Annotated in this window: 16 protein-coding genes; 4 read left to right on the top strand and 12 right to left on the bottom strand. The window is 47.2% G+C overall.

From position 1 onward, the window contains the following. Positions 1-64: 64 nt before the first annotated feature. From QUB35_RS08845 to grxC, 8 genes are all read right to left on the bottom strand, one after another. Complete coding sequence (locus QUB35_RS08845) at positions 65-2,572, bottom strand: glycosyltransferase family 2 protein (RefSeq protein ID WP_333141262.1); 2,508 nt, start codon at positions 2,570-2,572, stop codon at positions 65-67. A 639-nt stretch (positions 2,573-3,211) separates the two neighbouring features. Then, positions 3,212-4,516, bottom strand: coding sequence for an RNA-guided endonuclease IscB (iscB, locus tag QUB35_RS08840; RefSeq protein ID WP_333141260.1), 1,305 nt, complete (start codon positions 4,514-4,516; stop codon positions 3,212-3,214). 389 nt (positions 4,517-4,905) lie between these two features. Beyond that, positions 4,906-5,487, bottom strand: a complete 582-nt coding sequence (locus QUB35_RS08835) for a hypothetical protein (RefSeq protein ID WP_333141258.1) — start codon at positions 5,485-5,487, stop codon at positions 4,906-4,908. A 167-nt stretch (positions 5,488-5,654) separates the two neighbouring features. Further along, complete coding sequence (locus QUB35_RS08830; protein ID WP_333141256.1) at positions 5,655-7,466, bottom strand: CHAT domain-containing protein; 1,812 nt, start codon at positions 7,464-7,466, stop codon at positions 5,655-5,657. A gap of 475 nt (positions 7,467-7,941) precedes the next feature. Further along, a complete protein-coding gene (locus tag QUB35_RS08825; RefSeq protein WP_333141254.1) occupies positions 7,942-9,081 on the bottom strand; it encodes a Gfo/Idh/MocA family oxidoreductase in 1,140 nt (379 codons plus the stop codon). After that, positions 9,057-9,203: a hypothetical protein gene (locus QUB35_RS08820; RefSeq protein WP_333141252.1), complete on the bottom strand. Its 147-nt coding sequence runs from the start codon at positions 9,201-9,203 to the stop codon at positions 9,057-9,059. Before QUB35_RS08820 ends, QUB35_RS08825 begins: the two co-directional genes overlap by 25 nt. 205 nt (positions 9,204-9,408) lie before the next feature. Beyond that, the gene (gene gshB, locus QUB35_RS08815) at positions 9,409-10,368 is read right to left on the bottom strand and encodes a glutathione synthase (protein WP_333141336.1); all 960 of its coding nucleotides are present in this window, start codon (positions 10,366-10,368) and stop codon (positions 9,409-9,411) included. Between the two features lie 67 nt (positions 10,369-10,435). After that, on the bottom strand, positions 10,436-10,699 hold the full coding sequence (grxC, locus tag QUB35_RS08810; protein ID WP_333141250.1) for a glutaredoxin 3: 264 nt from the start codon (positions 10,697-10,699) through the stop codon (positions 10,436-10,438). Positions 10,700-11,183: 484 nt separating this feature from the next. On the opposite strand from grxC, the gene QUB35_RS08805 reads away from it, so the two are divergent. Continuing rightward, positions 11,184-11,423, top strand: a complete 240-nt coding sequence (locus tag QUB35_RS08805) for a hypothetical protein (RefSeq protein ID WP_333141248.1) — start codon at positions 11,184-11,186, stop codon at positions 11,421-11,423. A 599-nt stretch (positions 11,424-12,022) separates the two neighbouring features. Here QUB35_RS08805 and hflX read toward each other — a convergent pair. After that, positions 12,023-13,615: a GTPase HflX gene (gene hflX, locus QUB35_RS08800; RefSeq protein WP_333141246.1), complete on the bottom strand. Its 1,593-nt coding sequence runs from the start codon at positions 13,613-13,615 to the stop codon at positions 12,023-12,025. Positions 13,616-13,906: 291 nt separating this feature from the next. Here hflX and QUB35_RS08795 point away from each other — a divergent pair, with 291 nt between their 5' ends. The 3 genes from QUB35_RS08795 to QUB35_RS08785 all read left to right on the top strand — a co-directional run bounded on the left by QUB35_RS08795 (position 13,907) and on the right by QUB35_RS08785 (position 14,982). Further along, the gene (locus QUB35_RS08795) at positions 13,907-14,119 is read left to right on the top strand and encodes a hypothetical protein (RefSeq protein WP_333141244.1); all 213 of its coding nucleotides are present in this window, start codon (positions 13,907-13,909) and stop codon (positions 14,117-14,119) included. Positions 14,120-14,193: 74 nt separating this feature from the next. After that, positions 14,194-14,406, top strand: a complete 213-nt coding sequence (locus QUB35_RS08790; RefSeq protein WP_333041855.1) for a chlorophyll a/b-binding protein — start codon at positions 14,194-14,196, stop codon at positions 14,404-14,406. Between the two features lie 297 nt (positions 14,407-14,703). Continuing rightward, positions 14,704-14,982 carry a Photosystem I reaction center subunit PsaK gene (locus tag QUB35_RS08785; protein WP_333106132.1) on the top strand — a complete coding sequence of 93 codons (279 nt, stop codon included), beginning with the start codon at positions 14,704-14,706 and terminating at the stop codon, positions 14,980-14,982. Between the two features lie 151 nt (positions 14,983-15,133). Here the strand turns inward: QUB35_RS08785 and QUB35_RS08780 are convergent, their stop codons facing one another. The 3 genes from QUB35_RS08780 to QUB35_RS08770 all read right to left on the bottom strand — a co-directional run bounded on the left by QUB35_RS08780 (position 15,134) and on the right by QUB35_RS08770 (position 17,800). Next, positions 15,134-15,691 carry a DUF1349 domain-containing protein gene (locus QUB35_RS08780; protein ID WP_333141241.1) on the bottom strand — a complete coding sequence of 186 codons (558 nt, stop codon included), beginning with the start codon at positions 15,689-15,691 and terminating at the stop codon, positions 15,134-15,136. Next, positions 15,691-16,896, bottom strand: a complete 1,206-nt coding sequence (locus tag QUB35_RS08775) for a transposase (RefSeq protein WP_333141239.1) — start codon at positions 16,894-16,896, stop codon at positions 15,691-15,693. The genes QUB35_RS08780 and QUB35_RS08775 overlap by 1 nt, the downstream gene beginning before the upstream one ends. A 133-nt stretch (positions 16,897-17,029) precedes the next feature. Continuing rightward, entirely contained in the window at positions 17,030-17,800 is a 771-nt protein-coding gene (locus QUB35_RS08770) for a CPBP family intramembrane glutamic endopeptidase (protein WP_333141237.1), read from the bottom strand. Positions 17,801-18,052 lie beyond the last annotated feature (252 nt).

Here is an 18,052-nt window from a genome sequence, read left to right as displayed (position 1 = left end):
TTGATGGGATTGTTTGTTGTCGTGATAAATGTTTGGTGAAACCCGCCCGGGAGGGAAACTCGATCTACAGTTGCGAAACTCCGATCGGCCTAACTGCCCTATTCCTCTCAAAAACAGCCCTCGGTTTCAAAGCAATTCTCAACAACAGCCACAGCGATCGCCATTCTCCGGGAGTTTCCTGCCGCTGCCACTGGCCGGGCCGACAGTACAGCATTTCGATCAAACAGCGGTGCTGGCTAATGTTCAGGCGATCGAACGCAATTCGCACAGTGGGAAATTCCACAAAACTGCCGTCTTTCCCATCCCGAAAACTTGACTCCAACTGAGATTTATCGCTCACCAACTCAATCTTAGCCACAGGAATAAAACAGTTCTCTTCCATAATTTCTAGAGTCGCCGAATCGCAATCAATCAAACCTTGGGCCAAAGGACGCTCAGTGCCCAACTCAACAACAGAGGGCGCTACGGATCTCCTTGCTTTGACTGCCGCACTGCGAGAGAGCGCTTTTATTTTACCCTGCAATAAACTTGTCTGAACGGCATATTTTGGCAAAATCTCTGCTGGGGTCAAACTCTCTTTACTACCATTACCTTTCACCGCAAAACTTGGCCACTGCGTCAGAGCAACTTCAGCGCCACTTTCCGAAATTACAGTAGTTATACCCCAAAAACTTTTACCGCCAATATTTAATTGTACCACCCTGCGTAAATTGAACCATTCGTAAATGTCCGGCTTAGGAATATCCACCAAAATTAGTAAGGCAATCCCGATCATCAGGAGGTTGTACGCGCTCCAAACCCATCCCAAACTCATTCCTTTTGACAACAACAAATGTGCACTTTCTGATATTGACTGTACGGTGCCTACATTTTTCACTAAATTAATGTTTAAATTGTGCCATAAACTGAATGCTGTAGCTGCGAACAAGACAATCAAAGGCCATCCCAAATTCCAGTTAAAATTAAAGCGATCGCTCGCCATTCCTTTTGGCGTCACCTGAAACCCTTTCCCAAAGGGTTTCAGCATGGAACTCACCACCGTCACCGCTAAAGGAATACACTGCACGAACGAATAAATATCCGAAAGCAAAGCCGAGCCCGATCTGCGGTTCAGCCAAGAAAACACAGTCAGTTGCACCAAATAGTAAGGCAGGAAAAAGTACAGCAATTCCCGCGCACTTGCCCGCAAAGGAATTATGCCGAGAAATGAATAAGCTAAAGGTATCAACAGATATAAAACCTTGGTTAAACTGGTAAACCAGTGCACCAATCCTTCCAAATGAGATAGCCTCTGTACGAATGTAAGACCGCGAATTGTTAAAGGATTGGAATCAATAAAAAATGCCTGAAGCGTGCCTCGCGCCCAGCGTAGCCTTTGATTTAGATGAGCCTCTATATTTTCAGCCGCCAAACCCGCACTCAATTTTTCATCTAAATAAACTAAGCGATATCCGGTTGCTGACAGCCGAATTCCGGTAAAATAATCTTCGCAGATTGAATCTGTGACCAAGCCTCCCGCTGTTTCTAAAGCACTCCGCCTAACTACAAAAGATGTACCGCAACAAACCACGCTGTCGGCGCTGTCTTTGATGATTTCAATTTGCCTGTAAAAAATTTCTTCTTCCGGCGCGATCACATTTTCTAAACCTAAATTACGGGAGATGGGGTCGTGGTTGTAAAAGCTTTGCGGTGTTTGAACGAGGGCGATTTCGGGATTTTGAAAAAATCCAACTGTTCGAGTTAAAAAGTTTTTAGTGGGAATAAAATCTGCATCGAAAACTACAATTAGTTCTCCATTAGTTAGGGGTGTGGCATGATTAATGTTTCCAGCTTTGGCGTGAATATTATCGGGTCTGGTTATATACTCGCATCCCAGTTCTTTTGCCAGCAACTTGATTTCAGGGCGCTTGGTATCGTCGAGCAAATATATTTTTTTGTGGGGATAATCTAAAGCTTGACAGCCGATTACACTGCGCCGTAAAATAAAAGCCGGTTCGTTGTAAGTTGGGATAAAAATATCTACGGGCGGGGTGAAGTTTCCAGCTTCAACTGCAACTGCCATGCGATCGGCTTCTCGACGCCGGTCTTTCATTCTCAGCATTAAATACATTTGAATACTGGTGTTGAAAACCAGTAGCATTTCTAGGAAAAACAGCCCTAAACTAAAGATACCGTTGAGGGGATCGGTTAAATTTAGAGTAGCGAGCGATCGCCATAAAACGTAGCGAATGGTTAAAGCTAGAATTATTGCAACTACCACAGCGCGCGACCATTTCTGCGGTTGAGGCGAAATTTTAATTGCAGCTAAAGCGGCCGAAACCAGCATAAAAGTCGGCACTAACAAATACATCTTGCTCGTAGCAGGCACTTGCAGCCACACAGGCGGGTTTTGCTGCCAAATGTTGATTGTGGCAAAAATACCGCTGACTGTACCTTCACCGGCAAACCAGGCCCCGGCGATCGCACCTGCGAAAGCAACCGCACCCAACACGACTAGCGTTGCCGCCGGCACCCGCGAAATCCGCCCAAAGCGGCGTTTCAAGTCTTGAAAATCAAATCTTGAAGTTGTCATAAAATAATTTTAAAGTCCCGATCGTGCATGCCACAGTAAGGGTTTCCTGCTGTCCACTTTTTACTTCAGTTGAAAATTCCGACACTCCCCAATTACTATTTTTACATTTTTTAACATTCTGACCCTTGTATGATAATTCATCTTGCTTGCTGTTGCCAAACTGCTAAGCGAGTCCAAACCTGGCCAAATATAGCAGAAGGAAGAAGGAAGAAGGCTTTAGTTACCGAGGAGAGAAGTCAATCGATTTTAGATTTTAGATTTTAGATTAAAGAATTGAAGCATTGACCCCCCGGATAAATTGGGGGGCTTGTATCCTGGATGCTTTCGGTCAGAAGCAATATTCGGCAAGGATTTCAGCAATGTCCGTAACAGGCTTTCCGGCCTGTTCCATAATAAAAAATATTTCTTGGGGGCCGTTTCTGCGACGCCGCCCATAAAAATCTTACTAAAAATTCTGCCACATCTCAGTCATAAACGTCGGGCGCGCTTGCTATAGTTCAAAAAAAATTACACCAGTTCTCAATCTTGGTGAGGTATGCCCACGGAGGCCTATGCCCACGGAGGCCTATGCCCGCTTATCAAGCGTGCACCTCATGTTACAGAGAAAGGCTATATCTTGTCTAATTACTAGAAACGCCTTTATTGGAGTAAAGCGGAGTTGATTGACGCATATTGATAGCCATCTTGTTTGTGCAAGAATTTGACGTTGCTCAGATCTTTTGTACTTAGTCGAAAATTACCGATCTTGATCTCAACACCTTTATCTGTTGGAGTCTTGACCCGTCCAACGTAAAGTCCTGATTGGAATCGCTTGCGGTCTTCTAGAAGCTGAATGGCAACAATATCACCAGTCCTACAATGAGTAAAAGACTGTCTAGGCTTGGCACAAGGAAAACCGTATTTATCGTTTCTAGTGGACTGTCGATTCCCTTGTCCTGTTGATTTAATCAGCAAGGGCTGTAAGGCGAGCATCTCCAAGGAATCAATCTGACCCACACAAGCCGCATCTAACCAGTGAGTTTTAGGCAGGCTAAGTCGAGTGCGGTTGTACTTGGTCAGACCACCCGAACCCTCCGAGACAGGAATACCCGTTTCTTTGAGTCGGTTGAACAATGCCCATCGGGTTGAGTTGACCGCAGCCGCGTCTTTTAAGGGGCGCTTTGCTTGAGCTAGAACCGATCGCAGAACATCTGGCTTTTTGGCTAAGAAAACGCTAATATCCTGAGTCCCTTTTTTGAGATTGCATTTCTCGCAAGCCAGGCACAGATTGGAGATCCGATTTGTGCCACCTTTTGCTTTGGGCTGGATGTGTTCGACTTGCAATGGTGTGTCAGTCACGTCGCAGTAAGCGCATTTCCTGTTCCATTTATTCAATAAATACTCGCGGATTTCGTACCCACATAAAATGCCTTGCTGATACTGAATGCCTGAGATTTCTGGGTTTTCAAGTTGTTGTAAATCAAATCTGACAAGCTCCTGAACGATCTCACTGATGGGTGCAAATTTGATTAATTTATTCACCCATGTCAAAGTAGTTTCTACGCGATGCTGCAAACTTGGAGGCAACCAACCTGAAGGGCGGGTGCGATTGAGAAACCGTGCTTGCCGATAGCGAGTGTGACGAGAACGCCTCCCCCGACGTAGAGAACGACGGGATTCTAAAGATGCTTTGATGGCTTGACCGCGATGAGTCAACTCAGCACCAAAGATTACTTTGTCGTTTTGAACAAGAGCAATCCCTGTGGTTTTAGAACCGGGGTCTAGTTTAATTGTGACGGGTTTAGGAATATCTGCAACCTCTTTTTTGAGAATGATGCTGAACGGATATTTTCTAAAAACAGATGCTCTACCCATCGATAATAAACGTCTCGCCATAGAAGGCTTACACGGTGTAAGCGGTTTCTTTTTAGCATCAATTACAAAAACGAAATTGGGTTTCAACATTTTGGCGTTGTTTCCTAAAAGTAAAGTTTGCTTCAACCCTGTTATCTTCTCGGTACTATGCAGATTGCACTTCCTCTAACCAATCTCGGATGTTTAACAATCTACTTACAGAGCTTGGAACTAGCGAATCCCAAGGTGTGAACTTAAACGCTTAGAGATAACGATTACTCGCTTTGAGTGGTCTGGAGTAGCTGCAATACCTCGGATTACGCCGAAATACTACGGATTGGTGCTACTCTACAAATCAAATAGGATTGCTATATCAAACTATAGCAATCCCTAGGATTTAGCAATTAGATGAATTTGACATCTAACTAAAGGTAGATAAATTTTATATTAATTTAAAAAAATTACCGCGCTCGCAGCACAAAAACAAAGCCATCAAAAAACTAATCAGCAATTTCTAATTGCGAGATTGCATAGCGGGCGACAGCCAAACTAACTCTGGCTTGTTCTATTTCCGACAATTGGGCCCAAGGTCTTTTAGTTGCCATGACCAATTCCCCCCCCTCCGAATCAACATCTCGCATCGCATAAGCCAAAGGACGTGCCAACACCTGCAAATCTTCCTCAGCCCACTGAGGCAAAATATCTAAGACGCACTCTACCATTTGGTCAGCTAAAGATTGATACTTAACAGTTGCGTTTTGTACGCTTTGAGCGATGCTGGCCAGAAAATCTTGAGGCACGCGAGCAAATTTCTCGCGCAAAGACTTTTGCAGAGCAGTCGTCAGCCAAACTTGTTCTAATTGCGAGAATAAAACTTGGGACTTCAGGGCAATATCGCTGTCGCTGAATGAATCAGATAGCGCAAATTCCTGCTCTAGGGCAGTTAAATAAGATTCGGATTCAAGCTGTGCAGGATTCCAGGGGTAAGCAACATCAGTCTGAACAATTGTGGCGAGAAGTTCCATCTGGGCCTGAGTTTGAGAGTCGCGAAAATATTCAGAATCAGCAGATTGGGTAGCCATGATGTAATACCTAAGTGGGAAAAGGAAAAGACAGAGGGGGGACTGTGCCAAGAGCGGCGTTGCGAGCTATCAGTGGTAAATAACTCTTTTAAATTCAGACTGGAGACTCAACGCCCAGAACTTTGCTGTGCCACTCGCCGCTTGTCTTCATTAGCTACACCCGCACCTTAATTCGTTCCGCAATCAGTCTCACTGTACCCCGAAGTTTTAGGAACCTCAATAGTGAACTCAAAAATCTGACCTTGAGAACTGCCAAATTTTAGCTGAGTCCCGCTGCGTAGCAGCAATTCTTGGTGGTGAACTCTCTGCCATCCCTCAGAGCCCAAAACTAGAGTCCCGTAGCGAGAAAAATCGCGCAGGAAGTAGCTAGGTTCTTCGCGGCTATCTCCGATAGTGTTTCGGCAGAAAATCTCGGCGTGTTTTTGAGAAACCCACTGTTCTCGAATCACTACGTCGTTTTCTTCCCAGCGTCCGACTCGAACCATACCTGCGCGAATCGGCCAAACCTGATTGGTTGAGTCGGTGGATTTGGCATTTGGTCGATCGCGCCCCCGCAAATAAGCACAAGACGGCAACCGTCCCAGCCAAGTAGAAGAATTTAAAGGCAATTCAGTTTTGAGGTCATCTACCGGCTCAGTTAGCTGACCGTCAAACTCAGGGTGCATATACAGCACAGGCAGCGTCCAAGCCGGTTGATTGAACTTGTAGAGCGTCAGTAACTGCTGTCTGGCGACGGCGACTGCCCGATCGATCGACATCCGTCCGGCCAAAGCTTGGGCAAAACTTTGGATAAAACTCAGGGCCTCGCGATCGGCGATCGAGTCCCGCATCCCCAACACCGCAGGCACCCCGTGATGGATCAGTACCTCAGCCAAACTGCTGCGGGCGATCGCCTGTTGCTGGCCGTTAGTTGAGTGCAGCCTCTCCACCGCCGGCTGAGCTCCCCAGCAGGCATTAAACACCGCCAGCGTCACGCGGCACCGAACTAATACCTGAGCTAGTTCAGTGCCATTAATCACCGTTTCCGGCCCCAAAAACAGCAAACCGCCGTCGGGGCCCGGTATCCCGTGGCCGGCGTAGAACAGAATGTTGTAACCTTGCGTTTCCAGCCGAGAAATGAGTTCCGCCGGAGTAGGTTCGATCAGAGTATCGACGCGAGTCGGAACGCTGATGTCAGAATATTTGCCGCTGTCGTCGGTTTGAAAAGCGCTTTCCAGAACGCCAGCTAGGGCGAGTGCTTCTGCTTCCAACTGCAAATGACGGTTATTGCTGCTGGAAAATTGAGAATTAGCACCGCGGCCGGGTTCTGCTTGTCCCAAAACTAGCAAAATGTTGAGCGACTCCGCAGGATGCAGGGGTGGCAAAGGTTCAACATTGCTGGTAGTGCGACTGAAAAGCAGTTGCTGCGACAGAGAAATTGCCGGTTGACCGGCTTGAGGCTGCATAATTTCCCAAGGCAAAGCAATTAAATACGGTTCGCGCAAGTCTACGCGCACTCGCAGGGGTAGATTTTGCCCGATCGCGATCCCTTTACTTTCCTGCAGACTACCCTGAATCGGCCCTTCAAACAGCCACTGCCAAAGATTAATCCCCAAATGCTGCATCAGGCGACTGCTGTAGCTTGCGGGTGGCGGCGGATTCTGCTTCCCCCTGTCGCCCCACCCCTGTTGACCGAGGTGGAGTGGCACCAAGGGCGTCGGTGTTCGTTGTTCAGTTTCTGCCAATATATTCTGGTTGTTTTCCGCCGAGACGAAACTGCCATCAGGATTTAGGGGCAATTCGTGAATTGTCCCGGAGGGCGAAAACATTTCCTGCCAAGCTTTCCATGATTGGGAGAGGGTATCGGGCCACATACAGTCGTGGTGAACGTACCCGCTGGGATAGGGAGCTTGTAGAACCCAAGTGGCAAAATGGTTTGCCCCAGCGGTTCTCAGGCGAGCGATCGCTATACTGAGGCAAGGACTTTCAGGGCGCGCCATTCACAAAAAAGCTCGGTAAGTGGGAAGCTCAGAGACTTTAGTCCTGAGAGGAAAACGACCCGGCGATTTCAATCGCTTTGAATCCCCTTGCGGGGTAGAGGGGTATGGTTGCCCCTCTGGTGAGGTATGGTTGCCTCGATCTCCCTTGCGGGGTAATGTTAGCTTCGCCAATGTTATAGAGGCTTGTTAGGCTGGCAGCACTGCCTCAGTGACTTTAAGGCTGTTTAACTACTAGCGACAGAGCAAGGGACTAGCTTCGCATCCCAGGGTGTCGTGACCTAAATAACGTAGCCAGTTAAGGCTTAGGCTGGTCAGTACAGCTTGCTCGATCGCTCTTACAAGCTCAGTGGCTTTAGCCCTGAGTTACTGACAACTACCGACTCTGGATATAGGGTGGGATTGAGTTTCTCTATTTGTAGTTTATCGGGTTTGGGGTGCGATCGAGTGCGTGAGATTGCTTTGGCAGTTTTTACTTTTACTTAGTGCCCAAAAATTTATCTATACTCGGTAAATCTACCCAAGTCCCCGTAGCATTCGACTCCTGGGTCAAATCCATCAACAACTGCGAGTAAACCCCTTCTCTGAGGGAGGGTATCAAGGATTTACCGGCATCTATTGCTTCAACCCACCTATCTACTACTCGAATAAACGGTGCAATTCTCCCGTCTGGATAAACTTGAGGAAACTCCAATCTTTGAGGAATTTTGATTTCACCTAAAGGTTCTCCACCTTGGGAACCCCACAAGCGAAATCCGTGGACGTAATCTTGCTGGTTGTCGCTTCCTAACACCAACGTACCCTTACTCCCGTATATTTCCACCCAGTGTCCCCGCCCTTGATAAGTAACAGAACTCAAACAAACTTGACAAGGAGTTCCCCCGGCTAATTCCAACATCAACGTGCAAGAATCATCTGCATCAACTAATTTTAATTTTCCCGAATCATTCGGATCTGGACGCGCCGAAATTCCTGTAATCAATTGCCCAGAAAGCCTCTGCGGCGCGCCGAACAGCCAGCTAATATAATCAAAAACGTGAGAACCTGTCGCGCCCAAAACTCCGCCGCCTCGCTCTTTTTGCGCGTACCAATTCCAAGGGCGACTCGCATCAGCGCGGCTCGATACCAGCCAATCAATCTTAATTAAACGCTTTTCTCCCACATATTCTGCTGCCAATAATTCTGCTAGCATTTGCCATGCGGGGATGAAGCGAAACTCAAAGTCCATTGTGGCAATTGCTCTCGAACCACCATTTCTAAAATCGGTTTGAGATTCGTTGTTTGCCAATCGGTAAAGTTCCCTGGCTTCATTGGCTGTCAGGGCTGTGGGTTTTTCTAATAATAAATGCTTGCCTGCTTCCAAAACGGTTTTTGCCATTTCAAAATGCAAAAATGGCGGCGTGGAAATGCTGACGCCCGCCACTTCTGGGATGGCTACTATATCGGCGATCGAGTCGCAAGCGTAGGGGATATTGTGGGTAGAGGCGAGATCCTTTGCTTTGTCTAAATTCCGGTGGTAAATAGCCACAACCTCTGTCCGGTGATGGGCCTGGAATCCGGGAAGGTGTACTTTTTGACCAAAACCGGTACCGACTACTGCAACGCCAATTTTTGACATAATTTAATAATTGTTGACTGTTGACTGTTGACTGTTGACTGTTGACTGTTGACTGTTGACTGTTGACTGTTGACTGTTGACTGTTGACTGTTGTTATTTGTTACCTGCGACCAATAACTCATAACTAATAACGACTAATTAATGACTAATAAGCTGTTCGGCATTTAAAGGACTTGCGTAAGGTGCGTCAGCATCTAAGGTTTTCCGTTTCAGCGTAAGGGTTCGCGAATGACGCACCCTACTAGCCTCGTTACTGGTTTAAATGCTCCACAGCTTAACTCCTAACTAATGACTAATGACTAATGACTACTGACTACTGACTACTGACTACTGACTAACTACCCATTCAATTACTTGTTTGCCCAAACTAACCCCCTCAAACAAGTCAATTTCTCTGATCCCTGTAGGGCTGGTGACATTAACTTCTGTGAGATAGCCGCCAATAATATCAATGCCGACAAAGTACAGTCCGTCCCGTTTCAGCACGGGTTCTAACTGAGAGCAAATTTGCAATTCGCGATCGGTAATTTCGGTTTTTGCGACTCGGCCGCCGACGGCCATGTTGCCGCGAAATTCATTGCCAGTGGGAATACGGTTGATAGCACCGATCGGCTTGCCGTTCAACAGCACTATCCGCTTGTCTCCCTCTTTTGCTTCCGGCAGATAAGTCTGAACCATCACTGGAATTTGCCCTTGTTGAGTGCTAATTTCGACCAGGGAGTTGAGATTGCGATCGTCCGCTTCTAAAAACAAAATCCCCTCGCCAGCTTTGCCTCCCAAGGGTTTAAGAACTGCCGCTCCTTTTTTCTCAACAAATTGCCGAATTACCTGCTTGTTTTGAGAAACAATTGTTTCGGGGATCGCTCCCTCAAATTGCAAAGCATACATCTTTTCATTCGCCGCCCGCAATCCTTTGGGACTATTAACTACCAAAGTTTTAGCCGGATCGATGCCATCTAGAAGGTAAGTAGCGTAGAGGTAAGGAATGTTGACTGGGGGGTCTGTCCGCATAAATACTGCGTCCATTGCTTCCAGAGGCTGCAAAGTAGGCTGTTCTACCTGGTACCAAGCCTCAGCCGCCTCCCAGCGTCCCTCTACCACTTTTACTGGGGTGAGGGCTACCCGACTCAGCATTGCCCAGGTTTTGCCGCCGATGACGCTTAGTTCGTTGGCTTGAGTCGCCCAGACTTCGTGACCCAACTCTTGAGCGGCCTCCATCAGCGCTACGCTGGTATCGTGTCCTGGAATTAGTCGCGCGAGGGGATCGATGATGAATGCAAATTTCATTGTCACTTAAAATTAAGAATTGGTCGCAGGAAAATTTGGGCTAACGGAAAATTCGACAGGGAATGCCTCATTTTGCTGCTAGCAGCGGATCGAGCAGGCCTTGAGTATCGAGTCTGTGGATGTCGTCGCAGCCGCCTATGTGTTGGTCATTAATGAATATCTGGGGCAGGGTGCGTCCTCCGTTGGCTCGATCGCTCATTTGAGCTCGTGCCGCTTCATCTCCGTCGATCGCGTACTCTGTAAAATCAACCCCTTTTCGTTTCAGCAGTGCTTTGGCACGAATGCAAAACGGGCAGGTTCTCCAAGTGTAAATTTCTACTTTAGGGGTCATGGGACGCTCAAGCAATAACAATATTTTTTAATTGTAATCTTAACCATAGTGCGGAATGTTTTTAGTTCCTAGGCTGAAACCCTCGATTTTTCGTTGGTAGCAAACTTGCCTAGGACCCTTGAAACCCTTATTCTACGGTAGGCTATCAAAAACTCTGCGAAGGATTAATCTTAACCAATCTTATTTTAATTTTTATATTTTAATTTTTATTATATATAGCAACCTTATCTGTTGCACCGGAGGTTATTCATTGCTGAAATCCTTGCCGGGAAGTGCATTTGCCTTCTTCCTTATTTTTACCCTGACTGAAGTCGCTATAGCTTTCTTCCTTCAACATCCGGCTCTATTTGCAGCGCACAAGCTAGGTGTCAAGTTATTTTTTATATAAATTTAAGTAAACAAATACTCACGCTAAAAAAAACGGAGACTTTTTGAAGGCAAACAGGTTGGCCATCAGCCTGCCTAGCGCTGCGGACCAACCTGCTTGTTTCGCTTTCTGCACGAACAGATCATTCCTGCACCTGTCAGTAGGACTGCGATCGCAGTACCCGGTTCAGGAATAGCAGTTGATGATGCGTTTCTCAAAGGTGTGCTGTATATTTGGGACAAACTCGGCTGGGTCGCCTGCGGGGTGGGTGCCGTTGGTGTTGATGTCTGCCCGGAGGGTGTTGATGCCCGGCTGGGGGGTGTTGATGCCCGGCTGGGGAGACAGGCACTAGAATAATTTCCAGGCCCACACACATTTGCTTGTGCTGAAGCCGGAGGGGCAGCAGCTAGATAGTAAAACGCTGTTGCCATTGTGGCAGAGAGTCCAATTGCTAGTTTTGCCAGTGGCGTACACATAACTATTTAGTTAAACAGTGGTAAAATCGAAAAATAGAAATAGTCCTAGAGATGAGCGCTGTACGACGGGCAAGGATTTTAGAGTTCTTACAATAAATGGATGTATTCTCTGGCCGACGTCTGTAAAAGATAGTATAGCGCTTGAGGTGAGTGCCAAAACACTTTAATAATAATATTATTCTCTTTTACTTTGACATCGCGTACCCTGGTTTGCACAGGTAGGTGGCACAGAGTGAAGCAACCTCTTTTGGCAACATCTGAACCAACAGCCCTTACAGCCATTAACAAAGAGTCTTTTTACCTTGACCGCGGCCCCCGGAAAATATTTATTTAACCGATCGCAAAATAGAGCTGCTGTATTGTACTTTGCCATGCACAATCTGACTACTCTTTTATCATCTCATAGTCCGACTATATCTGTCCTCAGTATATGTACGTATATTCCCCCATGTCAACTATTCAAAAGGAGTATTTAAGTATTTACCGAGGGTAGAGGGCGTATTGAATGAGCTGAGCTAATCGGTCGCGGAGAGTTTCCATCCCCAAACCTTTGGCCGCCGAAATAAATACTGCTTGAGGAAATTCTTCTCGCGCGAGGGCGAGAGTCTCTCCATCCACGGCATCAATTTTGTTAAAAACTACAAGGGCTGGCCCGGGAGTTACGGGCATATCTGTCAAAATATTCATCACCGATCGAATTTGGCTCTGCCACGCGGGATGGGAGAGATCGACGAGGTGCAGCAAAGCATCGGCGTCAGTGACTTCTTCGAGGGTAGCCCGGAAAGCGTCGATCAAGGCGGGAGGCAGTTCGCGAATAAAGCCCACTGTATCTGTGAGGACGATCGACAGGGGTTCCCCGGTGACGCCGGGAATGGTTAACCGTCGAGTTGTGGGGTCGAGGGTGGCAAATAACTGGTCGGCGGCATAGACTTCGGAATTTGTGAGCAGGTTGAGCAGAGTAGATTTACCGGCGTTGGTGTAGCCAACGATCGCCACTGAGGGTACCTCGTGATGATGCCGATTCTGCCGCAGCCGAAAGCGGTGCGCCAGCAGTTGATTTACTTCTTGCTGCAATCGAGAAATGCGTTTGGCGATCGTCCGCCGTTCGGTTTCTAGCTTGGTTTCCCCAGGGCCTCTGGTACCGATGCCGCCACCCTGTCTCGACATTGCCTGACCGCGACCTCTGAGCCGGGGCAGGGCATACTCTAGCTGAGCGAGTTCGACTTGCAATTTACCCTCGCTCGATCGAGCTCTTTGGGCAAAGATGTCGAGAATTACCTCTGTTCGATCGACAACGCGGATACCTATCTGAGTTTCCAAGTTCCGTATTTGTGCGGGGGACAGGTCGCGATCGAATACAACGAGGTTAGCGCTAACCGTCTGAGCTGTGAGGGAAATTTCCTGAACTTTGCCTTCGCCGACGACTGTCTGCGGATTGGGGCGCGATCGTTTTTGGCGCACTGTTTGCAGAACCTGACCCCCGGCGCTTTCAACCAGCCGCGTGATTTCTGCCAGCCCGTCCTCAAACTCCAACTGAGTCATGTGCTGAGTCATGACACCTACCAACAGCACTTTGTCTTGGTCTGCATCGACCTCCCCCGCGACAAACTCTGCTTCAAACTCTGCTTCGAGCCCTTCCACCAAATCCAGAAAGTCTTGGTCGGCGAGTTCGTCCAAATTCAGGGGTTCTGATATTTTCCAGGGAAAGTGTGGACTTTTGATTAGGGACTTTTGAATTGAAGGCTCTTCTATTTCATCAGTTGCATCTGGTTCTAACTGAGCGCTCAAAACAGAGAACTCAAAATTTGGCTGGTCTCCCTGGGGTATTAAATGAGCGAGATAAGCTTCTTGGATGTAACCAGTCGCACCGCCCCCGCGGCGCTGAAATCCTCCCCCCGTCAGTGTCAGCCAAACCAGGGCATCCAGGCGCTGAATTGCCATTGCTGTGAGGGCTGCTTCGCTTGGGGTTTCTGGCTTTAGGTGGGTGGCGATGCAGCGAATGCCGCTGAGGCGACCTCCCCCGTAGCGGGGCAATTCTAAGGGCGCAATCTGCGTTTGGCGGGGTGTACCCACGCCGACGCGAATTACTTGTCCGCGGCGGTTGATGTAGGTGCAGATTGGTTTGTCTATTTCCGTGCTGATGGCGGCGACGCGCTGGGCAAATTCTGCAGTGGTGATGCGATCGCCCGGTAGTCGCTGGTGGTAAAGCTTTTCGAGTTGCTTGAGCTGGCTGGACTTTAAACCTTGAAGATTGCCGTAGATGGTTTCGATAACTGTTTCTCCCGATCGATCTGTTTATCTCTTATTTTAGTTAACTCAAGGACGATCGTGTTCGGGTTTTAAGTTCCAATTTAGTAAATTTTCTTGCCTCTATCAGAGCGCGGCTTCAGTATTGTCGAGTCACCAGCGCCGTTGTTTGCCGCTACGGGGCGATCGGGCTTTTCACAGCAGCAATCTCAACTTCTAGTTTTATTTAGTATCTACAGATACAGGCGATCGCTGAAAAATCTCGCGCAACAAAAGTTAACACTTTATTTTTTGTTTCTAAATCCTCCTTTAGACTTGTCTGTATCTTGAGCCTAGAGACAGATAGCAAAGCAGAAATTAGGTCGCTACCATGAGAAGCGAACATTGTTAAGGAATGTAAAAACATGGAAACTCGTCCTACTAACCTGCCTCCTACGGCTAATGCTTACAACGGCAAAGATCGGAATGCCTTTTTGTTTGGCTTCAACCCGCAAGCAGAACTTTGGAACGGTCGCTTAGCGATGATCGGTTTCTTAGCTTATTTGCTCTGGGATGCTGCTGGATATAGCGTTCTGCGCGACATTCTCCACTTTCTGCCTACCTACATTGCTCAGTAATGACGAGCAGTCTATCCTGTCTGGCAGCGTGAGAAAATGCCACCACTGCCAGACAGGCTAAAAGTTACAAATGGCAGCGAGTATGGTTTTGTCCCTTTGTATCTTTCGTTACTTTTGAATGGCATTAAAAGACTTCTTGCCGTGATTCGATGATTATGGGTGGGGCGCTGTCGCTGGCGCGGTGAATATTAATAGCAACAGATATTTATTGCGTAAAGGCGATCGCCCCTGCTGTATTTTTGGCAAGAAATCTCATCAAGCATTTCTGATAATTTATGAAAAATAGGAGCATCAACGATGATTAACTCAAATTTACTGGCAGTAGTAGCATCGACAGTGACTGACACAGCATCAGGAGATTGGCAAAAGCCTCTGGTGATGTTTGTTTGCAATCTCTTAGCATTGCTAGTTCTCAGCCGCCGAATTTGGTATCCCCACGTCGGGCCGAAAATGCCTTTGCCCTTCCCGTCTCTGTTCAACAATGTTAGCGTACCTGCATTTTTGGCTTGCATGAGCGCAGGTCATTTGCTGGGAGTATTCACGATTTTGTCGCTGAGTACCGGCAAGGCTATCTAGTAGCAATTGAGATCCTTTTGTGGCGATTTCTTGCTGCAATTGGTTTGTTAAAAGGCGGACAAAAAATGGCTGGGGTAAGTGAAAAGCACTCACCCCTAATTTTAATTTTATATATGGAGTGGCGCCGAAATCGTTTTTTTTACCATCCACATTAGATCAGCTTACTATGCTTAAACCCTTCAAATTCCACTGCAAAGCCTTCACCTTGGGGAGCCGCACACATTAACCCAACTTGAACGATTGGTGACTCAGTTAAATAGGCCAGTCGCATCATTGAATAGTCTGACCCATTCAACGAGTATTGCACTTCCACCGTTTCAGCTCGGCGCTTTACCCGCAGCCACAGGGAAACAGGCGGCACTTCAAGCGGCATAACAGACCAATCGGAATAGTCTCGTGTCACAACCGCACTCACGTTTTGGACTCCCTCAACAAACTCAATGCCGCACTTGAGCCAGATATTTTCGCTCTCTCGAATCATCAATCCTGCTTGATCGTAGAGCGATCGATAGCAACCAGTAATTTTGACTTCGGCTGTAAAGTCGCCTGATACTTGACGGTAGTAAAAGTTGCCGTTATCGCGAATAAATCCGTAATGAGTTTGCCGCCAAAAGTCAGTCTTTGGGCCGGCGGTAATGTGGATAACATCGTTATCCTCATGCCATTTTGACATCCTCACGCCCGCTAAAGCGACGGTGATTCCAAACATCACTGTTTGGGCTTCCTCTTTCTGCGACCCGACTTACTTGAAGGAGTTTCCTCACTCAAACAGAGGTCGATGTCTCCAGAGGCATTATAGGTTCCCGTGTGCCCCACGGTACGCAATCCCAGTTCTAATATATTTCGCGCAGCATTCCAATCGCGGTCTAAAACAAATCCACAATGCGGACAAATATGTGTTCTTTGACTTAGCGATTTCTTCACAACCTTTTCGCAATTAGAACAATTTTGGCTAGTGTAGTGCGGTGCGACGGCAACAGTAGCTACTCCCAACACTTTGCCAAAATATTCAATCCAATTCCTAAAAGCTGTCCAAGCGGCATCAGATATAGACTTGGACAGCTTTTTGTTTTTGACCATGTTACGCACCGACAAGTCTTCGTAGGCTACCAAGTCGTTGGACTGGACTACGCACCTTGCTAATTTCACAGCAAAGTCTTTACGCCGCCTACTTACCTTGAGGTGTTTTCTGCTTAATCGATTCCGCGCCTTAGCTCTGTTCTTAGAACCTTTCTGGGTTCTCGAAAGTCGGCGATTAAGCTTTTTGAGTGACCGCTCAGACTTTCTTAAATGACGCGGGTTCTCGACGGTATTACCATCCGAGTCAGTGTAGAAATGGGTCAATCCTACGTCTAAACCAATGGTTCGTCCCGTAGGCTCTCGCTGTTCATTCCGTTCAGCATCAATACAGAATTGCACGTAGTACCCGTCGGCTCGACGCACTACGCGCACTCGTTTGATTTGACTTCGCTGGTAGAAATGCAAGTCGCGAGTTCCCCACAACTTAAATCTTCCTGCTTTGAAGCCGTCGCTAAAGTTTATGCTTCTGAGATCTTCTGAAAGCTTCCATCCACAGGTTTTGTATTCAACAGAATCGCGGGTTTCATGCTTTTTGAAACGTGGAAATCCTTTCTTTCCCGGTTTTGCCTTTTTGCAGTTGTCGTAGAAACGAGCAATTGATGACCAAGCTCTCTCTGCGGAAGCTTGCCTTGCCATTGAGTTGAGCTTGGCAGCCCAAGGGAATTCTTTGGCAAGCACCGCACAGTAGGCACTCAAGTCGTATCGATTCACACCCTTCGTATCTATCCAGTACCTGATGCAGCTATTACGAATAAAGCGAGCAGTACGAATGGCTTCGTCTAGCCTCTGGTACTGCTCGCTCTTTCCTTCTAGCTTGGCTTCAAATACTAACATTTACGTCTTGGAACTGGATATAAAACACTCTATCACAGTTCTGGGGAAATTAAAGCCGTCCTAAAAGGACGGGGCTTTAGACCCCTTTTCTTGGTAAAGGTTCGTTGTACCATTGCATTGTTTGCATCTCCTGCTAACTTCCTCCAATTCCGTGCAGTACCAAATCAGCCAAAAAATGAGATAACATTGCGTATTCTAATCCCCAACGCCAGTAAAGAAAACCAAAGGGAATTCCTAAGAGGGCATTGAGTGTAATGGTGCGGAGAATGACGATCGGGGTTAATGCCCAGACATTCGCAGCCGCAGGCAAATGACCCACACCAAACAATATTGCAGCCGCCACAATTGCCAGCCAAAAAATCAATGTAGAGGGTTGCAGTTTGTCTCGCTCAAAAATCTTCCAAAGTAGCCACGCAATCAATGTCATACCGAACAGTCGCAGCAAGAGTTCTTCGGTGATGCCTCCGTAGAAGGAAGCTAATATGCGTTTCCAGAGGTCAATCTTTAACGCAGTTGTTGAAGCCATTGGCGGCATCCAAGGTTCAAACCCTAAACTCAATCCTATCAGGACGATTCCACCGATGCAGCCTACAATTAGCGCCGTGTTAAGGGCAGATTTAGATATTGGCGCGAAAGGCTGTCGATATACCAAAGCACGAGCTATGGGCGTATCAAGTCCGATCGAGTTACCGAGGCGAAGCCCAATCCAACAAAAGAGAATTAGAAAAATTCCGGTTTGCAGGGCGGAGGCGATCGCCAAAACAGGTAGCGGTGCAGGCAATTGACTTACTGCCGGATTGAGAGACAGCGCATAAGGAAACACCGCCAAGCTTCCCAAACTACCCAGAAACGCCCAGAACAATGCCAATCGGAAGTAATGATTTTTTGCAGTGTTAGCAGACATAATTTTTGAGAAAAAAACGAATCAATTACACTAAATCAGTCTTGAATATTTGAAACATTAAAGCTCGATCGCATTTATGCAACTTGTCTCAGGCCGAATATAGCCTCGGCTAAGGTGCTAAAAAAGCTGGGAATGACGCAGGAAGGTAGCCAAAAACAGCGTGTTTTTCACCGAGGGCAGTTTGAAGAGCTCGAACTTTACAGTTTAGTTAAGGATCACAAGTGTTGAGTCTTGTTACCCAACTTTACTTCA

Origin of the sequence: Microcoleus sp. B13-B6 (assembly GCF_036705405.1) — a bacterium.
GTDB lineage: Bacteria > Cyanobacteriota > Cyanobacteriia > Cyanobacteriales > Microcoleaceae > Microcoleus.
Note: the sequence above shows the minus strand (reverse complement) of the source record. Positions and strands in the feature narration are given on the sequence as shown.